The 18,051-nt window shown below is 60.8% G+C and carries 14 protein-coding genes; 6 read left to right on the forward strand and 8 right to left on the reverse strand.

Annotated features, from left to right (window positions below; genetic code table 11):
- Positions 1–183: 183 nt before the first annotated feature.
- The 4 genes from CD58_RS06835 to pcaC all read left to right on the forward strand — a co-directional run bounded on the left by CD58_RS06835 (position 184) and on the right by pcaC (position 4,215).
- A complete protein-coding gene (locus tag CD58_RS06835) occupies positions 184–1,482 on the forward strand; it encodes an MFS family transporter (protein WP_025212296.1) in 1,299 nt (432 codons plus the stop codon).
- A 152-nt stretch (positions 1,483–1,634) separates the two neighbouring features.
- Positions 1,635–2,999, forward strand: coding sequence for a 3-carboxy-cis,cis-muconate cycloisomerase (locus CD58_RS06840; RefSeq protein WP_025212297.1), 1,365 nt, complete (start codon positions 1,635–1,637; stop codon positions 2,997–2,999).
- Between the two features lie 12 nt (positions 3,000–3,011).
- A complete protein-coding gene (gene pcaD / locus CD58_RS06845) occupies positions 3,012–3,812 on the forward strand; it encodes a 3-oxoadipate enol-lactonase (protein ID WP_025212298.1) in 801 nt (266 codons plus the stop codon).
- A gap of 10 nt (positions 3,813–3,822) precedes the next feature.
- Positions 3,823–4,215: a 4-carboxymuconolactone decarboxylase gene (gene pcaC, locus CD58_RS06850; protein WP_025212299.1), complete on the forward strand. Its 393-nt coding sequence runs from the start codon at positions 3,823–3,825 to the stop codon at positions 4,213–4,215.
- A gap of 226 nt (positions 4,216–4,441) precedes the next feature.
- Here the strand turns inward: pcaC and CD58_RS06855 are convergent, their stop codons facing one another.
- Complete coding sequence (locus CD58_RS06855; RefSeq protein ID WP_025212300.1) at positions 4,442–5,695, reverse strand: OprD family porin; 1,254 nt, start codon at positions 5,693–5,695, stop codon at positions 4,442–4,444.
- Between the two features lie 1,339 nt (positions 5,696–7,034).
- Here CD58_RS06855 and CD58_RS06865 point away from each other — a divergent pair.
- Positions 7,035–7,385 carry a DUF6124 family protein gene (locus CD58_RS06865; RefSeq protein ID WP_025212302.1) on the forward strand — a complete coding sequence of 117 codons (351 nt, stop codon included), beginning with the start codon at positions 7,035–7,037 and terminating at the stop codon, positions 7,383–7,385.
- 295 nt (positions 7,386–7,680) lie between these two features.
- Here the strand turns inward: CD58_RS06865 and adeC are convergent, their stop codons facing one another.
- The 3 genes from adeC to CD58_RS06880 are packed head-to-tail and all read right to left on the reverse strand — an operon-like array spanning position 7,681 to position 13,460.
- A complete protein-coding gene (gene adeC, locus CD58_RS06870) occupies positions 7,681–9,138 on the reverse strand; it encodes an AdeC/AdeK/OprM family multidrug efflux complex outer membrane factor (protein WP_025212303.1) in 1,458 nt (485 codons plus the stop codon).
- Positions 9,135–12,299 (reverse strand): efflux RND transporter permease subunit EmhB, encoded by a 3,165-nt coding sequence (emhB, locus tag CD58_RS06875; RefSeq protein ID WP_025212304.1) that lies wholly within the window; start codon positions 12,297–12,299, stop codon positions 9,135–9,137. The genes adeC and emhB overlap by 4 nt, the downstream gene beginning before the upstream one ends.
- Positions 12,300–12,302: 3 nt before the next feature.
- Entirely contained in the window at positions 12,303–13,460 is a 1,158-nt protein-coding gene (locus CD58_RS06880; protein WP_025212305.1) for an efflux RND transporter periplasmic adaptor subunit, read from the reverse strand.
- A gap of 265 nt (positions 13,461–13,725) precedes the next feature.
- On the opposite strand from CD58_RS06880, the gene CD58_RS06885 reads away from it, so the two are divergent.
- Entirely contained in the window at positions 13,726–14,358 is a 633-nt protein-coding gene (locus tag CD58_RS06885) for a TetR family transcriptional regulator (protein ID WP_025212306.1), read from the forward strand.
- Positions 14,359–14,509: 151 nt separating this feature from the next.
- Here the strand turns inward: CD58_RS06885 and CD58_RS06890 are convergent, their stop codons facing one another.
- From CD58_RS06890 to CD58_RS06905, 4 genes are all read right to left on the reverse strand, one after another.
- Entirely contained in the window at positions 14,510–15,022 is a 513-nt protein-coding gene (locus CD58_RS06890; protein WP_025212307.1) for a hypothetical protein, read from the reverse strand.
- Positions 15,023–15,342: 320 nt separating this feature from the next.
- A complete protein-coding gene (locus CD58_RS06895) occupies positions 15,343–16,392 on the reverse strand; it encodes an alkene reductase (RefSeq protein ID WP_025212308.1) in 1,050 nt (349 codons plus the stop codon).
- A 38-nt stretch (positions 16,393–16,430) separates the two neighbouring features.
- Positions 16,431–17,597 (reverse strand): MFS transporter, encoded by a 1,167-nt coding sequence (locus CD58_RS06900; protein WP_025212309.1) that lies wholly within the window; start codon positions 17,595–17,597, stop codon positions 16,431–16,433.
- Positions 17,598–17,614: 17 nt separating this feature from the next.
- The gene (locus CD58_RS06905) at positions 17,615–17,917 is read right to left on the reverse strand and encodes an ArsR/SmtB family transcription factor (RefSeq protein WP_025212310.1); all 303 of its coding nucleotides are present in this window, start codon (positions 17,915–17,917) and stop codon (positions 17,615–17,617) included.
- Between the last annotated feature and the right edge of the window lie 134 nt (positions 17,918–18,051).

The raw sequence follows: 18,051 nt of genomic DNA on the forward strand, positions 1-18,051 counted from the left end.
GGGATATGAATCCAGCCCAGAAGTGTATGGGCCACAGGGCCCAAGAATGTATGAGTCCCCGCGGGAGCGGGCTTGCTCGCGATGGCGTCAACACAGGCGCTATCGCTTCAACGTCTGTTTGTGGAACGGGTCTGTTACGAAGTGTGTCTAGACTTTGTCCATTCCCCAACGAGTGAATAATCCATGGCCACCCCAATCATCAGCCACTACACCGGTGAAGAGCGCAGCAAGCGCATCTTCGCCATCGTCGGCGCCTCATCCGGCAACCTGGTCGAATGGTTCGACTTCTACGTCTATGCGTTCTGCGCGATCTATTTCGCGCCGGCGTTCTTTCCGTCCGACAACCCCACGGTGCAACTGGTCAACACGGCCGGTGTATTCGCCGCCGGGTTCCTGATGCGGCCCATCGGCGGTTGGATTTTCGGCCGGGTGGCGGACCGTCACGGGCGCAAGAATTCGATGATGATTTCGGTGCTGATGATGTGCTTCGGCTCGTTGCTCATCGCCTGCCTGCCCACTTACAAGGACATCGGTGTCTGGGCGCCGGTGCTGCTGTTGCTTGCCCGCTTGCTGCAAGGCCTGTCGGTGGGCGGCGAATACGGCACGACTGCCACCTACATGAGTGAAGTCGCCCTCAAGGGCCAGCGCGGTTTTTTTGCCTCGTTCCAGTACGTGACGCTGATCGGCGGGCAACTGCTGGCGGTGTCGCTGGTGGTGGTCCTGCAACAGTTTCTCAACGAAGACGAACTGCGTGCCTACGGCTGGCGGATCCCGTTCGTGGTGGGCGCGGCGGCGGCATTGATTTCCCTGTTGCTGCGGCGTTCCCTGAAGGAAACCAGCAGCAAGGAAATGCGCGAGAACAAAGACGCCGGCAGCATCGCGGCGCTGTTTCGCGACCACAAGGCGGCGTTCATCACCGTGCTGGGCTACACCGCCGGCGGTTCGTTGATTTTCTATACCTTCACCACGTACATGCAGAAATACCTGGTGAACACCGCCGGCCTGCACGCCAAGACCGCCAGCTACATCATGACCGGCGCGCTGTTCCTGTACATGTGCATGCAACCGTTGTTCGGCATGCTGGCGGACAAGATCGGCCGACGCAACTCCATGCTCTGGTTCGGTGCCTTGGGCGCGTTGTGCACCGTGCCGATTTTGCTGACCCTGAAAAGCATCAGCAGTCCGTTCCTGGCGTTCGTCCTGATTACGCTGGCGCTGGCAATCGTCAGTTTCTACACCTCTATCAGCGGCCTGGTGAAAGCGGAAATGTTTCCACCCGAAGTCCGGGCGCTGGGGGTAGGGTTGGCGTACGCGGTGGCGAATGCAATTTTTGGCGGTTCGGCCGAATACGTCGCCTTGAGCCTGAAAGCCCAGGGCATGGAAAACGCCTTTTATTGGTATGTCACGGTCATGATGGTGGTGGCGTTCCTGTTCAGCCTGCGCCTGCCCAAGCAGCCGGCGTATTTGCACCACGACCTTTGAATCCACCTGATCATTTGAGGCTTGTTTGAGTCATTGTGGCGAGGGAGCTTGCTCCCGCTGGGCTGCGTAGCAGTCCTCTCTTGTGAGCGCTTCGCACTCAAGCGGGAGCAAGCTCCCTCGCCACAGGACATCCACCTTCCCAAGGACTGTTTATGAGCGAACGACCGGGCAATCAGCTGTTCGATGCCTACTTCACCGCCCGCGACATGCGCGAGGTGTTCTGCGATGCGGGCCGGGTCCAGGCCATGCTGGACGTCGAGGCGGCATTGGCCCGGGCTGAGGCGCGGGTGGGGTTGATTCCGCAAAGTGCCGTGGCGTCGATCGAAAAGGCCTGTCGCGCCGAGCTTTATGATTTTTCGGTGTTGAGCGAAGCGATCGCCAGCGCCGGCAATTCGGCGATCCCGTTGGTCAAGGCGTTGGGCAAGCGCATCGCCGCCGAGGACGCCGAAGCCGAGCGCTACGTGCACCTGGGCGCGACCAGCCAGGACGTGATGGACAGCGGGTTGGTGCTGCAACTGCGCCAGGCATTGGCGCTGATCGAAGGCGAGCTGGCGCAGTTGGCCGCCACCCTGACCCGACAAGCCGAACACTACGCCGCCACGCCGCTGGCCGGGCGCACCTGGCTGCAGCACGCCACGCCGGTGACCCTGGGCATGAAGATCGCCGGTTGGCTGGGCGCCATCACCCGTAGTCGCCAGCGCTTGAAAGAACTCAAGCCGCGCTTGCTGGTGCTGCAATTTGGCGGTGCTTCTGGAACCCTCGCCGCCTTGGGTGAACACGCCTTGCCCATCGCCGAAGCCCTGGCCGCCGAGCTGCAACTGAACCTGCCGGAACAGCCGTGGCACACCCAGCGAGATCGCCTGGTGGAGTTTGGTTCGGTGCTGGGCTTGATCGCCGGCAGCCTGGGCAAACTGGGCCGCGACATCAGCTTGTTGATGCAGACCGAGGCCGGCGAAGCGTTCGAGCCTTCGGCGCCGGGCAAGGGTGGTTCGTCCACCATGCCCCACAAGCGCAACCCGGTGGGTGCGGCGGTGTTGCTCGGCGCGGCGACGCGGGTGCCTGGTTTGTTGTCGACGCTGTTCAGCGCCATGCCCCAGGAGCACGAGCGCAGCCTGGGCCTGTGGCACGCCGAATGGGAAACCCTGCCGGAGATTTGCTGCCTGGTGTCCGGTGCCCTGCAACAGGCGCGCTTGTTGGCCGAAGGGCTGGAAGTCGACGCGGCGCGCATGGCCCGCAACCTGGAACTGACCCAAGGGCTGGTGCTGGCCGAAGCGGTGAGCATCGTCCTGGCCCAACGTGTGGGGCGCGACACCGCGCACCATCTGTTGGAGCAATGCTGTAAACGCGCCGTGGCCGAACAACGCCATTTGCGGCAGGTACTGGGGGACGAACCCCAGGTCACCGCGCAGTTGTCCGCCGCCGAGCTCGATCATTTGCTCAACCCCGCCCATTACCTCGGCCAGGCCCAGACCTGGGTGGCGCGAGCGGTGGCCGAACACCTGGCCTTCAATGCCTGAAAGGAGATTGTTGTGGGATTCGTCAAACTCGCCGAGGGCGAACTGAATTATTGTATCGACGGGCCGCAAGACGCCCCGGTGTTGCTGCTCTCCAACTCCCTGGGCACCAACCTGCACATGTGGGATGAGCAGGTCGCGGCGTTCAGCGATCACTTTCGCGTGCTGCGTTTCGACACGCGCGGCCATGGCCAGTCACTGGTCACTGAAGGACCGTACAGCATCGAGCAATTGGGCCTCGATGTGCTGGCGATGCTCGATCAGTTGAACATCGACAAGGTGCATTTCTGTGGGTTGTCCATGGGCGGGTTGATCGGCCAATGGCTGGGAATCAACGCCGGCGAGCGCCTGCACAAACTGGTGGTGTGCAACACCGCCGCGAAGATCGGCGACCCTTCGGTGTGGAACCCGCGCATTGAAACCGTGCTGCGCGATGGCAAGGCGGCCATGGTGGCCCTGCGGGATGCTTCGATTGCCCGCTGGTTTACTGCGGATTTTGCCGAGGCCCAACCTGCGAAGGTGAAGAAGATCACCGACATGCTCGCCGCCACTTCGCCCCAGGGCTACGCAGCCAACTGTGCGGCCGTGCGTGATGCCGATTTTCGTGAGCAACTGTCGTCGATCCGCGTGCCGTTGCTGGTGGTGGCCGGCACTGAAGATGCGGTGACACCGCCGTCAGGTGGGCACTTCATCCAGGAGCGGGTCCGCGGGGCCGAGTACGCCGAGTTCTATGCCGCGCACCTGTCCAACGTCCAGGCCGGCGCCGCGTTCAGCGCGCGGGTGCTGGATTTCCTGCTTGATTCCAGCCGCGCCTGAGGAGTTTTTTGTGGACGAGAAACAACGTTACGACGAAGGCATGCAAGTGCGCCGCGCGGTACTGGGCGATGCCCACGTCGATCGCAGCCTCAATGCCCTGACCGAGTTCAACAGCGAATTCCAGGAGATGATCACCCGCCACGCCTGGGGCGACATCTGGACCCGCCCGGGCCTGCCGCGCCACACCCGCAGCCTGATCACCCTCGCCATGCTGATCGGCATGAACCGCAACGAAGAACTCAAGCTGCACCTGCGCGCCGCTGCCAACAATGGAGTGAGCCGCAGCGAGATCAAGGAAGTGATCATGCAGAGCGCCATCTACTGCGGCATTCCGGCAGCCAACGCCACCTTCCACCTGGCCGAATCGGTCTGGGATGAGTTGGGCGTCGAATCCCGGGCTTAAGGGCGTATCTCATTCCCTGTGGGAGCGGGCTTGCCCGCGAAAGCGGTGGGTCAGTCGGCGAGGATGCTGACAGTGCCGCCGCCATCGCGAGCAAGCTCGCTCCCACATTGGATCCGCGGCGAACGTAGATTATGTGATCACCGCCAATTCTCCTGTGGGAGCGAGCTTGCTCGCGATAGCGGTGGAACAGCATCGAACATCTCAGCAGGCTCACCGCATCCAGGCTTTACAACAAACTGATCGGATAGCTGACGATCAACCGATTCTCATCAAACTCGTTGGTGCTGTAGTCCCGACGCATCGTCGAGTTACGCCACTTCACATTCAGGCTTTTCAGCGCGCCGCTCTGCACGGTGTAGGCCAGTTCGGTTTCGCGACCCCATTCCTTGCCATCGTCGACGGTGGCGGTGTGCACGTTGTCGCCGCTGATATAGCGGTTCATCAACGTCAGGCCCGGCACGCCGACAGCGGCGAAGTTGAAGTCGTGGCGTACTTGCCAGGATTTTTCCTGGGCGTTGTCGTAGCTGGAGTTGTAGCTGTCGTTCGCCAGCGTGCCGCCGCTGGTGCCGTTGACGCGCATCCAGGCGTCATCGCCGCTGAGTTTTTGCAGGCCGACGTAGAAGGTGTTGCCGCCGTACTTGGCCGAGAGCATGGCGAAGGCGGTTTTGTTGTCCAGGTCGCCGGCCAAGGCGTTGCCGTCTTCCTTGCCGATGAAGTAGCCGAGGTTGGCGCCCAGGGTCCAGTCGCCGATGGGTTGGCTGTGGGTCAGGTTGAAATACTTTTGCTGGTAGATGTCGGACAGTTCCGAGTACCAGACGCCGACCTGGGTGCGTTTTTCGTTGAAAGCGTATTCGCCGCCGCCGAAGTTGAAGCGGTCGGAGGTGAACGCGCCCCGGCCGTTCATCGACATGTCTTCCATGCTCGCATCGTTGCGCGGGCTGTTGGCGCGGAACTGGCCGCCGTACAGGGTCAGGCCGCTGATTTCGGTGGAAGTCACCTGGCCGCCACGGAAGGTTTGCGGCAGGGAACGGCCATCGTCGGAGCGCAGGATCGGCAGCACCGGCATCCACTCGCCGACCTTCAATTCGGTCTTCGAGACCTTGCCCTTGAGGGCCACGCCCAGGCGCCCGAAGTCATCGGCCGGACGGCCATCGTCATGCACCGGCAGTAACTGCGTACCCGCCGTGCCACGACCACCGTCGAGCTTGACCGAGTACATGCCCAGCACGTCCACACCGAAACCGACTGTGCCCTGGGTGAAACCGGACTTGGCGTCGAGGATGAAACTCTGGGTCCATTCCTCGGCCTTGCCCTGGGCGTTGTTCGAGTTGGTGAAGTTGCGATTGAAGTAGAAGTTACGCAGGTTCAGCGTGGCTTTCGCGTCTTCGACAAACCCTGATTCCGCGGCCAGGACGGGCAGGGCGGTACTGGTCAGGGCGACGGCAATGAGGCTGGGGAAAAAATGCTGTGTGGGCTTCATGGGCGTTGTCTCTATTTTTTGTGGACGAAGCGGGTCGTTGCCGCACTTTTTGAAAGTGCAGGCGCTAAGGGTGGAGCCAGGGGCGTCAGGGCGATCGGGGATCAGCCGGGCGAGGCGGGGCGTATGGGCATGGCGTCGAACCTGTTGTTATTGGTTTTGTGCGAGGGATGGTGATGGGCGGGGCGGGAGCGGTTCAATTGCCGTTTGCGGGTTTTGGGCGATTATCGAACAGCAAAACAATGGTTGGATGGACCGGGTAAATATCCATTGCTGCGGTAACGGCCACTTATGGTTTCGCCCTTACGGCGACTCACTTTCGAAAAGCGCGAAAGTAAGCAAAGCGCTTTTGCCCCACCACTTGGTGCCTCGCCTAGGCTCGGCCATCGTGGTTAACGGGGCGCCGAGATCAACGTCCACCGCGAGGCGGCCTTAGAGCCGGCCTGACTCTTCCGGTCGTACACCCATCAGACCTGTGGGAGCAAAAGCTTGCTCGCGAAGGCGGCCTTACAGCCGACCTGATTCTGGCATCTGGACTCCGATCCAATGTGGGAGCGAGCTTGCTCGTGAAGACGGCGGCACATCCAACGCTGATGCAGGCTGATCCACCTCCATCGCGAGCAAGCTCGCTCCCACAGGAATTTGCGGTGCCCGCAAATCCATAGGTCGTCACTGAGCCAATGTGGGAGCGAGCTTGCTCGCGAAGACGATGGCGCAGTCGTTGGAGATGTTGAATGCTCCGGCCTCTTCGCGAGCAAGCCCGCTCCCACAGGGAAAACGCGGTCCCACCAAGAACCAGGTCGGCTACTAGGCCGCCTCGCGGTGGATGTTGATCTCGGCGCCCCGTTAACCACGATGGCCGAACGTAGGCATTGTGGAGTGGGCATCCCGGCATGGATGCCGGGATAGCCGCGCTGGGCCATGGATGGCCCTTCGCGGCGGGCCCACGGAGCAATGCCGGAGTGCGGGCATGCCGAGCCTAGGCGAGGTGCCGAGTGGTGGGGCAGAAGCGCTTTGCTTACTTTCGCGCTTTTCGAAAGTGAGCCGCCGTCAGGGCGGAACCCTAAGTGGCCGTTACCGCAGGAATGGATATGTACTCGATCAACAATTTTCTGGCCGTAAGGCCGCCATCGCGAGCAAGCTCGCTCCCACAAGATTTGTGGCCGGTCTGACAGACGCGGCGAATTTTCCGACGAGGTTTTAAGGTTGCTGCTCGGAAGCGGAATCTCTAGCTTGTTTGGGTCGCTGCCAATCCAGCGATCGGGACTGCAAGCCCGCCGAATTTGTTAGGCGCCAGCGCCCGGGCCCACGTCTCGGGCTCCATTGATGCAGGAGCGCCGTTATGAAAAAACATCATCCTTCTTCGCCATCAGAGAGCACTTTCCCCTACAACGACCCCGATCCAGAAAAGCTCCAAGAGGCCGCAGACCGGGCACTCGATTACCATCTGGGCACCCACCCTGATCCCAAACCTAAAACCTCAACACAAGTTTTCACCGTCATCGATACCATCGACACCGAATGCCTACTGGCCAATCTCAGCGAAACCCTGGCCTCGGCCAATGCTATGGTCAGTGACCTGGCGTTCGAGTTGGAGGGCTCGCGACGGCATGTCGCACTTGGCGTGGCGCAGATGATCGAGCTGAGTGAGCTGTTGGCAAACCGAGCGCTGGATATCGTCGACCCGCGTTAGCCAAGTCGGAGTTGAAGCAGACACAAACAAAAAGCCCACCTTTCGGTGCAATGCGGTTCATTCAAGAAAAAAGATGGACCTGTGGCGAGGGAGCTTGCTCCCGCTCGGCTGCGAAGCAGTCGTAAACCGGCAGGTGCGGAGTGACTGATGCTCCCATTTGGCAGGTTTTGGGGCCGCTTCGCGGCCCAGCGGGAGCAAGCTCCCTCGCCACAGGTTTGTGTGTTGAGCTCGGACGCGGTTGAAAACAAAAAAGCCCACCTTTCGGTGGGCTTCGTGTTTAGCGTTCAAGCGTCGATCAGAACAGTTTCGTCTCTGGCGCTTGTTCTTTTACCGGTTCGTTCTTGCCGGTATCGGCATTCCAGCCACCACCCAGTGCCTTGTACAGGTTGACCTCGCTGGTCAGCTGCGAGAGGCGGTCGGTGATCAGCGATTGTTGGGCGCTGAACAGCTGGCGTTGGGCGTCGAGGAAGGTCAGGTTGCTGTCGACGCCGATGCGGTAGCGACGCTCGGCCAGGCGGTAGTAGTCCTGGTTGGCGGCGACGAAAGCGGTCTGGGCCTGCAACTGTTCATTGTAGGTCCGGCGTGCGGCCAGGCCGTCGGAAACTTCCTGGAACGCGGTCTGAATCGACTTCTCGTAATTGGCGACGTTGATGTCTTTCTGGATCTTGGCGTAATCCAGGCTCGCCCGCAGGCTGCCGGCGTTGAAGATCGGCAGGTTGATTTGCGGGGCGAAGGTCCAGGTGCCCGAACCGCCCTTGAACAGGCCGGACAGGTCCGGGCTCAAGGTGCCGGCATTGGCCGTGAGGCTGATGCTCGGGAAGAACGCGGCCCGTGCGGCGCCTATGTTGGCGTTGGCGGCCAGCAGGTTGCGTTCGGCCTGGAGGATGTCTGGACGGCGTTGCAGCAGGTCCGACGGCAGCCCGGCTGGCATTTCGCTCAGCAAGTCATCGCTGAGCGGTTGCGAGTTCAGGTTCGCCGGCAGGCCGGTGCCCAGCAGCAGGGTCAGGCTGTTCTCATCCTGGGCCACTTGGCGGGTGTAGCGGGCCAGTTGCACACGGGCGTTTTCCACCGCCGTGCGCGCCTGGCTCAGGTCCAGGGCCGAGGCCACGCCGACTTCGGCGCTGCGCGAGGTCAGCTTGAGGCTTTGATCGTACGCCCCCAGGGTTTCCTGGGTCAGCTTGAGCAGTTCCTTGTCGGCCTGCCAGGTCAGGTAGGCGTTGGCGACGCTGGCCACCAGGCTGATCTGGGTGCTGCGGCGGGCTTCTTCGGTGGCGAAGTAGCTTTGCAGCGCTTGCTCGCTCAGGCTGCGAACCCGACCGAACAAGTCCAGCTCATAGGCGCTGATGCCCAGGGTGGCCGAGTAGGAACTGCTGATGGCCGCTTCACCGGTTTGCGAAGCCCGGGCCGGCACGCGCTGGCGACTGCCGGAACCGGTAGCCGAGACCGCCGGGAACAGGTCTGCCCGCTGAATGCGGTACTGCGCGGCGTAGGCGTCGATGTTCAGCGCCGCGACGCGCAGGTCGCGGTTGTTTTCCAGGGCCACCTGGATCAACTGTTGCAGCGCCGGGTCATGGAAAAACTGTTTCCAGCCCTGCTCGGCGGCGGCCTGGCCAGGCGCGTTGGCCGACTCGTAGGCCGGGCCTTGCGGGTATTGCGCCGCGACCGGTGCGTCGGGCCGCTGATAGTCGGGGATCAGCGAGCAACCGCTGAGCACGACGGCGGCGATGGTCAGGGAGAGGAGCGACTTGCTCATTGGCCAGCCTCTTTAGAAGTTTCAGGAGTATCGTCCTGGTCGGCATTCTTGCGGCGACCTATCGACGACACAGTCACAAAGAACAGGGGAACCCAGAAGATTGCCAGAATCGTAGCGGTCAACATACCGCCGATCACACCGGTACCGATGGCGTGCTGGCTACCCGAGCCGGCGCCGGTGGAGATCGCCAGCGGGACCACGCCGAGCACGAACGCCAGGGACGTCATGATAATCGGCCGCAGACGCATCCTACAGGCTTCGATGGCAGCTTCCACCAGCGTTCGGCCCTGTTCGTGGAGTTCCTTGGCGAATTCCACGATCAGAATGGCGTTTTTCGCCGCCAGGCCGATGGTCGTCAACAGCCCCACCTGGAAGTACACGTCGTTGGACAGACCACGCAGGCTGGTGGCCATCAAGGCACCGATGATCCCCAGCGGCACCACGAGCATGACCGCGATCGGGATCGACCAGCTTTCATACAGCGCCGCCAGGCACAGGAATACCATCAGCAGCGACAAGGCGTACAACGCGGGTGCCTGGGAGCCCGACAGACGTTCCTCATAGGACAACCCTGTCCAGGAAATACCCACACCGGCCGGCAGCTTCTTGGCAATGGCTTCGACTTCGGCCATGGCCTCACCGGTGGAATAACCCGGAGCCGGAGTACCGAGGACTTCCATGGCTTCCACACCGTTGTATCGAGCCAGCTTCGGTGAGCCGTAGACCCAGTCGCCCTTGGCGAATGCGGTGAACGGCACCATCGTCCCGGCGCTATTGCGCACGTACCACTTCTTCAGGTCTTCGGGGCTCATGCGAGCACCTGGCTGACCTTGCACGTACACCTTCTTCACCCGACCACGGTCGATGAAGTCGTTCACATAGCTACTGCCCAAGGCAATCGACAAGGTGTTGTTGATGTCCGAGAGGGTAATGCCCAGTGCGCTGGCTTTCTCGTCATCGATTTCCAATTGGTATTGCGGCTCATCGTTAAGACCGTTCGGACGCACCTGGGACAGGATCTTGCTCTGGGAAGCCATGCCCAGGAACTGGTTACGTGCCTCCATCAACTTCTCGTGGCCAATGCCGGCGCGGTCCTGCAGGAACACATCGAAACCGGTGGCGTTACCCAGTTCCAGCACCGCTGGCGGAGCGAAGGCGAACACCATCGCGTCACGGAAGGTGAAGAAGTGCTGCTGGGCGCGAGCCGCGAGCTTGAACACGCTGTTGTCGGCGTTACGTTCGTCCCACGGCCTGAGCATGATGAACGCCATGCCGGAGCTTTGGCCGCGACCGGCGAAGTTGAAGCCGGTCACGGTGAATACCGAGGCCACGGCATCGCCTTCACCGCCGTCCTTGCTCGGACGCAGCAGGAACTCACGCATCTTGTCCACCACCGCCTGGGTGCGTTCGGCACTGGAACCGGCCGGTGTCTGCACCTGGGCAAACAACACGCCCTGGTCTTCTTCCGGCAGGAACGCCGTTGGAATCCGGGTGAACAGCCAGACCATGCCGACCACGATGATGATGTAGGCCAGCAGGTACGGGGCCTTGTGCTTGAGCATGTTGCCCACGCCGCGCTCGTAGCTCCTGACGCCACGGTCGAAGGTGCGGTTGAACCAGCCGAAGAAGCCGCGTTTCGGCGTGCCATGCTCACCTTTCGGAATCGGCTTGAGCATGGTGGCGCACAGTGCCGGGGTGAAGATCAGCGCCACCATGACCGACAGGGCCATGGCCGAGACGATGGTGATGGAGAACTGCTTGTAGATCACACCGGTGGAACCGCCGAAGAACGCCATCGGCAGCAGCACCGCCGAAAGCACCAGGGCGATACCCACCAGGGCACCTTGGATCTGGCCCATGGATTTCTTGGTGGCTTCCTTGGGCGACAGGCCTTCTTCGCTCATCACCCGTTCGACGTTTTCCACCACGACGATGGCGTCGTCCACCAGCAAGCCGATGGCCAGCACCATGCCGAACATGGTCAGGGTGTTGATGCTGAAACCGAACGCGGCAAGGATCCCGAAGGTACCCAGCAGTACCACCGGCACGGTCATCGTGGTGATGATGGTGGCGCGGAAGTTCTGCAGGAACAGGAACATCACCAAGAACACCAGTACGACTGCTTCGACCAGGGTTTCAACCACCCCCTTGATCGATTCACTCACCACTGGCGTCGTGTCGTACGGAAACACCACTTCCATGCCTTGCGGAAAGAACGGCTTGAGGTCGTCGATGGTCTTGCGCAGGGCCTTGGCCGTGTCGAGGGCGTTGGCGCCGTTGGCCAGTTTTACCGCCAGGCCCGAAGCCGGGGCGCCGTTGAACTGGGCACTGACGCTGTAGTTCTCACCGCCCAGGCCGACATCGGCGACATCGCCGACGCGCACTTGTGAGCCGTCCGGATTGACCTTGAGCAAAATCGCCTTGAACTGCTCTGCGGTCTGTAAACGGGTCTTGCCGATGATGGTGGCGTTCAGTTGCTGGCCGGGCAGGGCAGGCAGGCCGCCGAGCTGGCCGGACGAGACCTGGACGTTCTGCGCGGCGATGGCGTTTTTCACGTCCACCGGGGTCAGGTTGAAGTTGTTCAACTTGGCCGGGTCGAGCCAGATCCGCATCGCGTACTGGGCACCGAAAACCTGGAAGTCACCGACACCGGCGGTGCGCGATATGGGGTCCTGCATGTTGGACACGATGTAGTTGGACAGGTCGTCCTTGGTCATGCTGCCGTCGCGCGACACCACGCCGATCACCATCAGGAAGTTCTTCACTGACTTGGTCACGCGGATGCCCTGTTGCTGCACTTCTTGCGGCAGCAGCGGGGTAGCCAGGTTCAGCTTGTTCTGGACCTGGACCTGCGCGGTATCAGAGCTGGTGCCCTGCTCGAAGGTCGCGGTGATGGTCATGCTGCCGTCGGAGTTACTTTCCGAGGACACATAACGCAGGTTGTCGATACCGTTGAGCTGCTGCTCGATGACCTGCACCACAGTGTCCTGCACGGTTTGCGCGGACGCACCCGGGTAGGTCACTTGGATGGCAATGGCCGGTGGTGCGATGCTCGGGTACTGGTTGATCGGCAATTTGAGGATCGATAGAGCCCCGACCAACATGATCACCAGGGCGATCACCCAGGCGAAAATCGGACGGTCGATAAAAAATTTCGACATGGTTTACTCCCCTTTGCCGCCGGCTGCTTTATCAGCTGCCTGAGCGGGGGCCGGGTTCTTAGCGCCAACGTTAGTGGCTTCAGTGGCTTTGACTTCCACGCCTGGCCGTACGTACTGCAACCCTTCGGTGATCAGGCGATCGCCGGCCTTGAGCCCGTCTTCGATCAGCCACTGGCTGCCGACGGTACGGCTGGCCTTGAGTTGACGCAGTTCGACCTTGTTGTCAGGGCCTACCACCAGGGCGGTTGGCGCGCCTTTGAGGTCACGAGTCACGCCTTGTTGCGGCGCCAGGATGGCCGCGCTGTTCACACCGGCTTGCAATTGTGCGTGGACGAACATGCCCGGCAGCAGGGTGTGGTCCGGGTTGGGGAACACGGCGCGCAAGGTCACGGAACCGGTGGTCTGGTCGACAGACACTTCCGAGAACTCCAGCTTGCCTTCATGTGGGTACTGGCTGCCGTCTTCCAGGGTCAGCTTGACCATGGCGGCGTTGTCGCCGGCCTTCTGCAAGCGGCCACTTTCCAGCTCACGGCGCAGTTGCAGCAGCTCCACCGAGCTTTGCGTCACGTCTACGTAGATCGGGTCCAATTGCTGGATGGTCGCCAGGGCGTCGGCCTGGCCATTGCTCACCAGCGCGCCTTCGGTGACCGAGGAACGACCGATGCGGCCGGAGATGGGCGCGTAGACCTTGGTGTAGCGCACGTTGATCTGGGCGGTCTGCAGGTTGGCTTCCGACTCCAGGCGATTAGCCACGGCAGTGTCGTACTCCTGGCGGCTGACGGCCTGTTCGTCCACCAATTGCTTGTAGCGATCGGCAATCGACTTGGTGGACCGCAGGTTCGCCTCGGCGCTTTTCAGGGTCGCTTCATACACGGCTGGATCGATCTGGTACAGCTGCTGGCCGGCCTTGACGTCAGCGCCTTCCTTGAACAGGCGCTTGAGGATGATGCCGTTGACCTGCGGACGAACTTCCGCAACGCGGAACGCACTGGTGCGGCCCGGAAGCTCTGACGTCAGGGTGAAAGGCTGGGCCTTGAGGGTTACGACGCCGACCTGAGGGGTGGGGGGCGGAGGTGCCGCCTCTTCCTTCTTGCATCCGCTGAGCAGCGATGCCAGGGCGATGGCGGTAACCAGAGCGGTAACAGCTGGCTTGAATTGCATGGAAATCCTCGGGTCCAGGCGCGCAACAGGCGCGCTCGAAAAGTGGAAAGTGGAAAAAGAGCGCGATAAGCAATTAGTAGGATGCTAAGAAATATACTTACGTACATGGTTGTTTGTAAACAGCCAAATTGCGTACCATCCGTATTTACAAAAGCCTGACAAAGGCATTCGTAGGTCGGGGACGCGCTCTGAGAAACGCTGCCTCATATTTGTTCAACTGATCCATACGCATTGCTGATGCATCCTGATTGAGGTGTTTACTGCCATGGTCCGTCGTACCAAAGAGGAAGCTCTGGAGACTCGCAGCCAGATACTTGAAGCGGCCGAAAAAGCCTTCTTCGAGCGAGGCGTGGCTCGCACGACGCTGGCCGATATCGCGACACTGGCCGGTGTGACGCGCGGCGCCATCTATTGGCATTTCAGCAATAAGGCGGACCTGCTCCAGGCCATGCTCGATACCTTGCAGGAACCGCTCGATGAGCTGGCCCGCGCCAGTGAGAGCGAAGAGGAGCTTGATCCGTTGGGCTGTATTCGCAAGCTGTTGGTGCAGTTGTTCCGGCAGGTGGCCCTGGACCCGAAAACCCGACGCATTAATGAAATTCTGTTCCATAAGTGCGAATTCACCGATGAAATGTGCGATTTGCGCCAGCAGCGGCGCGAGGTCAGTCTCGACTGCAATGTGCGGATCGTGCTGTCGCTGAGCAATGCGATGAAGCGCGGTCAATTGCCCAATGACCTGGACCCCGAAAGGGCGGCGGTTGCCATCCACGCCTATATCGACGGCATTCTCTACCAATGGCTGCTGGCTCCCGACAGTTTCGCGTTGGCCGGTGAGGCTGAGCGCTGGGTAGACATCGGGCTGGATATGCTGCGCCTGAGCCCAAGCCTGCGCAAATGAAACAAAATGCGTAATTGCGTCGGTTTGTGTCAATAGCTGATCGATAAAGACACCGCCGGGCCTTGATCCCGCCGAGTCCTTTTTTAGATGAAGCACAGGCGCCATGCAGGCACCTGTGCGGGTAGTGTCATCCTGTGACCCGCCCCTTGGACTATTCGATAATCAGGCGCACGGTATAGCTGAAGGGTGGTTCGAGCATTTTCTGGGAAACTTCGGACCGGCAGGTGTATTCGCCATTGCCGGTGTATGCGGTTTTGCTTTTCCAGTTTGGCCTGTAGCGAGACTCCAGGACACCGAAACCGATGGGGGCTTCAAACAGGGTTTGCATCTGACAGCCGAAGTTGAAGTTGCTCATTTGATAGGACAGAACCAGCTCAATAGGTTTGATTTTTCTCTGCGTCGGTTGCCAGCCAGCGGCAGGGTAGGTGAATCTCCTGTCATGAACGAAATATAGTTCGCTGGCGGTTTTCGCGGGAACGCCATAAGCGCTCAAGGAAAAATCCGAGGGCGTGGGCACCTCAGTTAGAATGTTGGTCATTTCCATGGCGTTGGAAGTGTTGTTTATGATTTCCACGGTGATGGCTGTGTTGGCCAGGCTGGTGGCAACGGCTAAGGGCCCCAGGAGCAGGCCGAGAATCAGGTTTTTCATAATGTTCATTGTCATATGTCTCTCATGAATGCGAGGCACGCTAAAGCCTGCATAAGATTATTGTGCGTGATTGAAGTTGTTTGGTTGGGTGTGGTTTTAAAGGTTTGAAGTTACTTATTGAAAATAATAGAGGTCGATTGAGTCCATTCAATGGGTGGGTTGTTGTGCGGGCTTATTATTAGCGTTGTTGAATCTATTAATCCATGGCAAGTCAGTGTTGTGTTGTTATTTGATGTTTCGACTTCTGAGGGGTTGTATTGAAGTTGAAGTGTGCGGATATAAAAAAGCCCCGGCTCTTTCGAGTCGGGGCTTTTTTACAAGGTTAGGTTTTCGATTTACATCACCGGATAATCGATATAACCCACTGGGCCTTTCCCATAGAACGTTTCCGGATGAGGCTCGTTCAGCGGCGCATCAGCTTGCAAACGTGCCGGCAGGTCCGGGTTGGCAATGAACGGCACGCCAAAGGCGACGGCATCTGCCTTGCCCTCGGCCAGCCAGGCATTGGCGCTGTCCTTGGTGAAACGTTCGTTGGCGATGTACGGGCCGCCAAAGGCTTGCTTGAGTTGCGGGCCAATGCTGTCGTCACCTTCCTTCTCGCGGGAGCAGATGAAGGCGATGCCGCGCTTGCCCAGCTCGCGGGCCACGTAGCTGAAGGTTTCCAGACGGTTCTCGTCGCCCATGTCATGGGAGTCGGCCCGTGGCGCCAGGTGCATGCCAACCCGGCCGGCGCCCCAGACTTCGATGACCGCGTCGGTCACTTCCAACAGCAGGCGAGCACGGTTTTCCAGGGAGCCGCCGTACTGGTCGGTACGCTGGTTGGTGCTGCTTTGCAGGAATTGGTCGAGCAGGTAGCCGTTGGCGCCGTGGATTTCCACACCGTCGAAACCGGCGGCCTTGGCGTTCTCGGCACCTACGCGGTAGGCATCGACGATGTCGGCGATCTCAGCGGTTTCCAGCGCGCGCGGCGTCGGGTAGTCGGCCAGCGGGCGCACCAGGCTGACGTGGCCTTTGGGCTGGATAGCGCTAGGGGCCACCGGGGTTTCACCGTTCAGGTACGACGGATGAGAAATCCGGCCCACGTGCCACAGTTGCAGGAAGATCTTGCCGCCGGCGCCGTGGATCGCCTTGGTGACGTTGCTCCAGCCGCGCACCTGGTCGTTGGACCAGATGCCCGGGGTGTCCGGGTAGCCGACGCCCATCGGCGTGACAGAGGTCGCTTCGCTGAGGATCAGGCCGGCGGAGGCGCGTTGCACGTAGTACTCAGCCATCAGTGCGTTAGGCACGCGGCCCGCGTCGGCGCGGCAGCGGGTGAGCGGGGCCATGATGATGCGGTTTTTCAGCTCGATGTCGCCAAGTTTGATCGGATCGAAAATAGTCGTCATGAATTACAACCTCGTCAGAATCAGGGAGTGGTTAAAAGTCAGTGAGTCGCCGGAGCCAGTTCGGCATTGCCGCCCTGGCGGAAAGTGATCAGGGTGACCAGCAGCGCCAGCACGGCCAGCGCGCCGGCGGCCAGGGGCACGGAAGTCAGGCCCAGGCCGTGGTCGATGACGCTGCCGCCGACCCAGGCGCCCAAGGCGTTGCCGATGTTGAAGGCGCCGATGTTCAGGGTGGACACCAGGTTCGGCGCGGCTTTGCCGAAGGTCACTACGTTGACTTGCAGCGCTGGTACAGCGGCGAAGCAGGCGGTGGCCCAGAGGAACAGGGTGATTTCGGTCGGGATCAGCGCCACGCTGGTCCAGCTCAACACGGTGGACACCACGGCCATGGTGAGGAAGACGCCCATCAGTGTGTTGGCCAGGCTCTTGTCCGCCAGTTTGCCGCCGATGATGTTGCCCAGGGTCAGGCCCAGGCCGATCAGTACCAGGGTCCAGGTCACGCCACGGGGCGATACCCCGGTGACTTCGCCCAGCAGCGGGGCGACATAGGTGAACAGGGTGAACACCGAGGCGGAGAACAGCGCGGTCATGCTCAGGGACAACCACAGGCCCGCGCCCTTGAGGGCGACCAGCTCCGAGCGCATGTCGAGTTTTTCTTCATCGCGCTTGGCCGGCAGGAAGCGGATCAGGCCGATCAGAGCAATCACACCGATGACGGTCACGGCCCAGAAAGTCGAGCGCCAGCCCGCTTCCTGGCCCAACGCGGTGCCCAGCGGGACGCCAAGCACGTTGGCGAGGGTCAGGCCGGTGAACATCAGGGCCACGGCCGAAGCGCGCTTGTTGGGCGCCACCAGGCCGGCGGCCACCACTGAACCGATACCGAAGAACGCGCCGTGGCACAGGGCCGTGACGACCCGGGCGAACATCAGCACGTTGTAGTCGCTGGCGATGGCGCAGAGCAGGTTGCCGATGATGAAAATCCCCATCAGCGCCACCAGGGCCGCCTTGCGTGGCAGCCGTGCGGTAGCCAGTGCCATGAACGGCGCACCGATGGCCACGCCCAGGGCATAGCCGGTCACCAGCCAACCGGCACCGGGGATCGATACACCGAGGTCGGCCGCCACTTCGGGCAACAGGCCCATGATGACGAACTCGGTGGTGCCGATAGCGAAGGCGCTCAGGGCCAGGATGAGGAGTGAGAGAGGCATGTCGGGTCCTTGTCAGATCAGAGCTCTTGGCTCATTTGCTTGAGGAACTGCTGGATCACTTCCTCGTTGCGTTTGAAGAAATGCCATTGACCGACCTTCTGGCTGGTGATCAGTCCCGCCCGTTGCAATACCGCCAGGTGGGCGGAAACCGTGGACTGCGACAGGCCGCAACGTTGGTCGATCTGCCCAGCGCAGATGCCGAACTCGTGGTTGTGCAACTGTTCGGGGAACTGGAGCTTGGGGTCTTTGAGCCAGTTGAGGATGTCTCGCCGTACTGGGTGTGCCAGGGCTTTTATTATTTCGTCGAGGTCAAGGGGCATGGGGGGCAGCTCGTGATGGGCTTGCAATGGATAAAACGCTATATCGCGATGAGGCGAACTTTAAATCGTTATTTCGCGATATACAAATATGGATTTGATCTGAATGCCGAACGAATCGCTATATCGGGTTATAA

The organism is Pseudomonas brassicacearum, from assembly GCF_000585995.1.
Lineage (GTDB): Bacteria > Pseudomonadota > Gammaproteobacteria > Pseudomonadales > Pseudomonadaceae > Aquipseudomonas > Aquipseudomonas brassicacearum_A.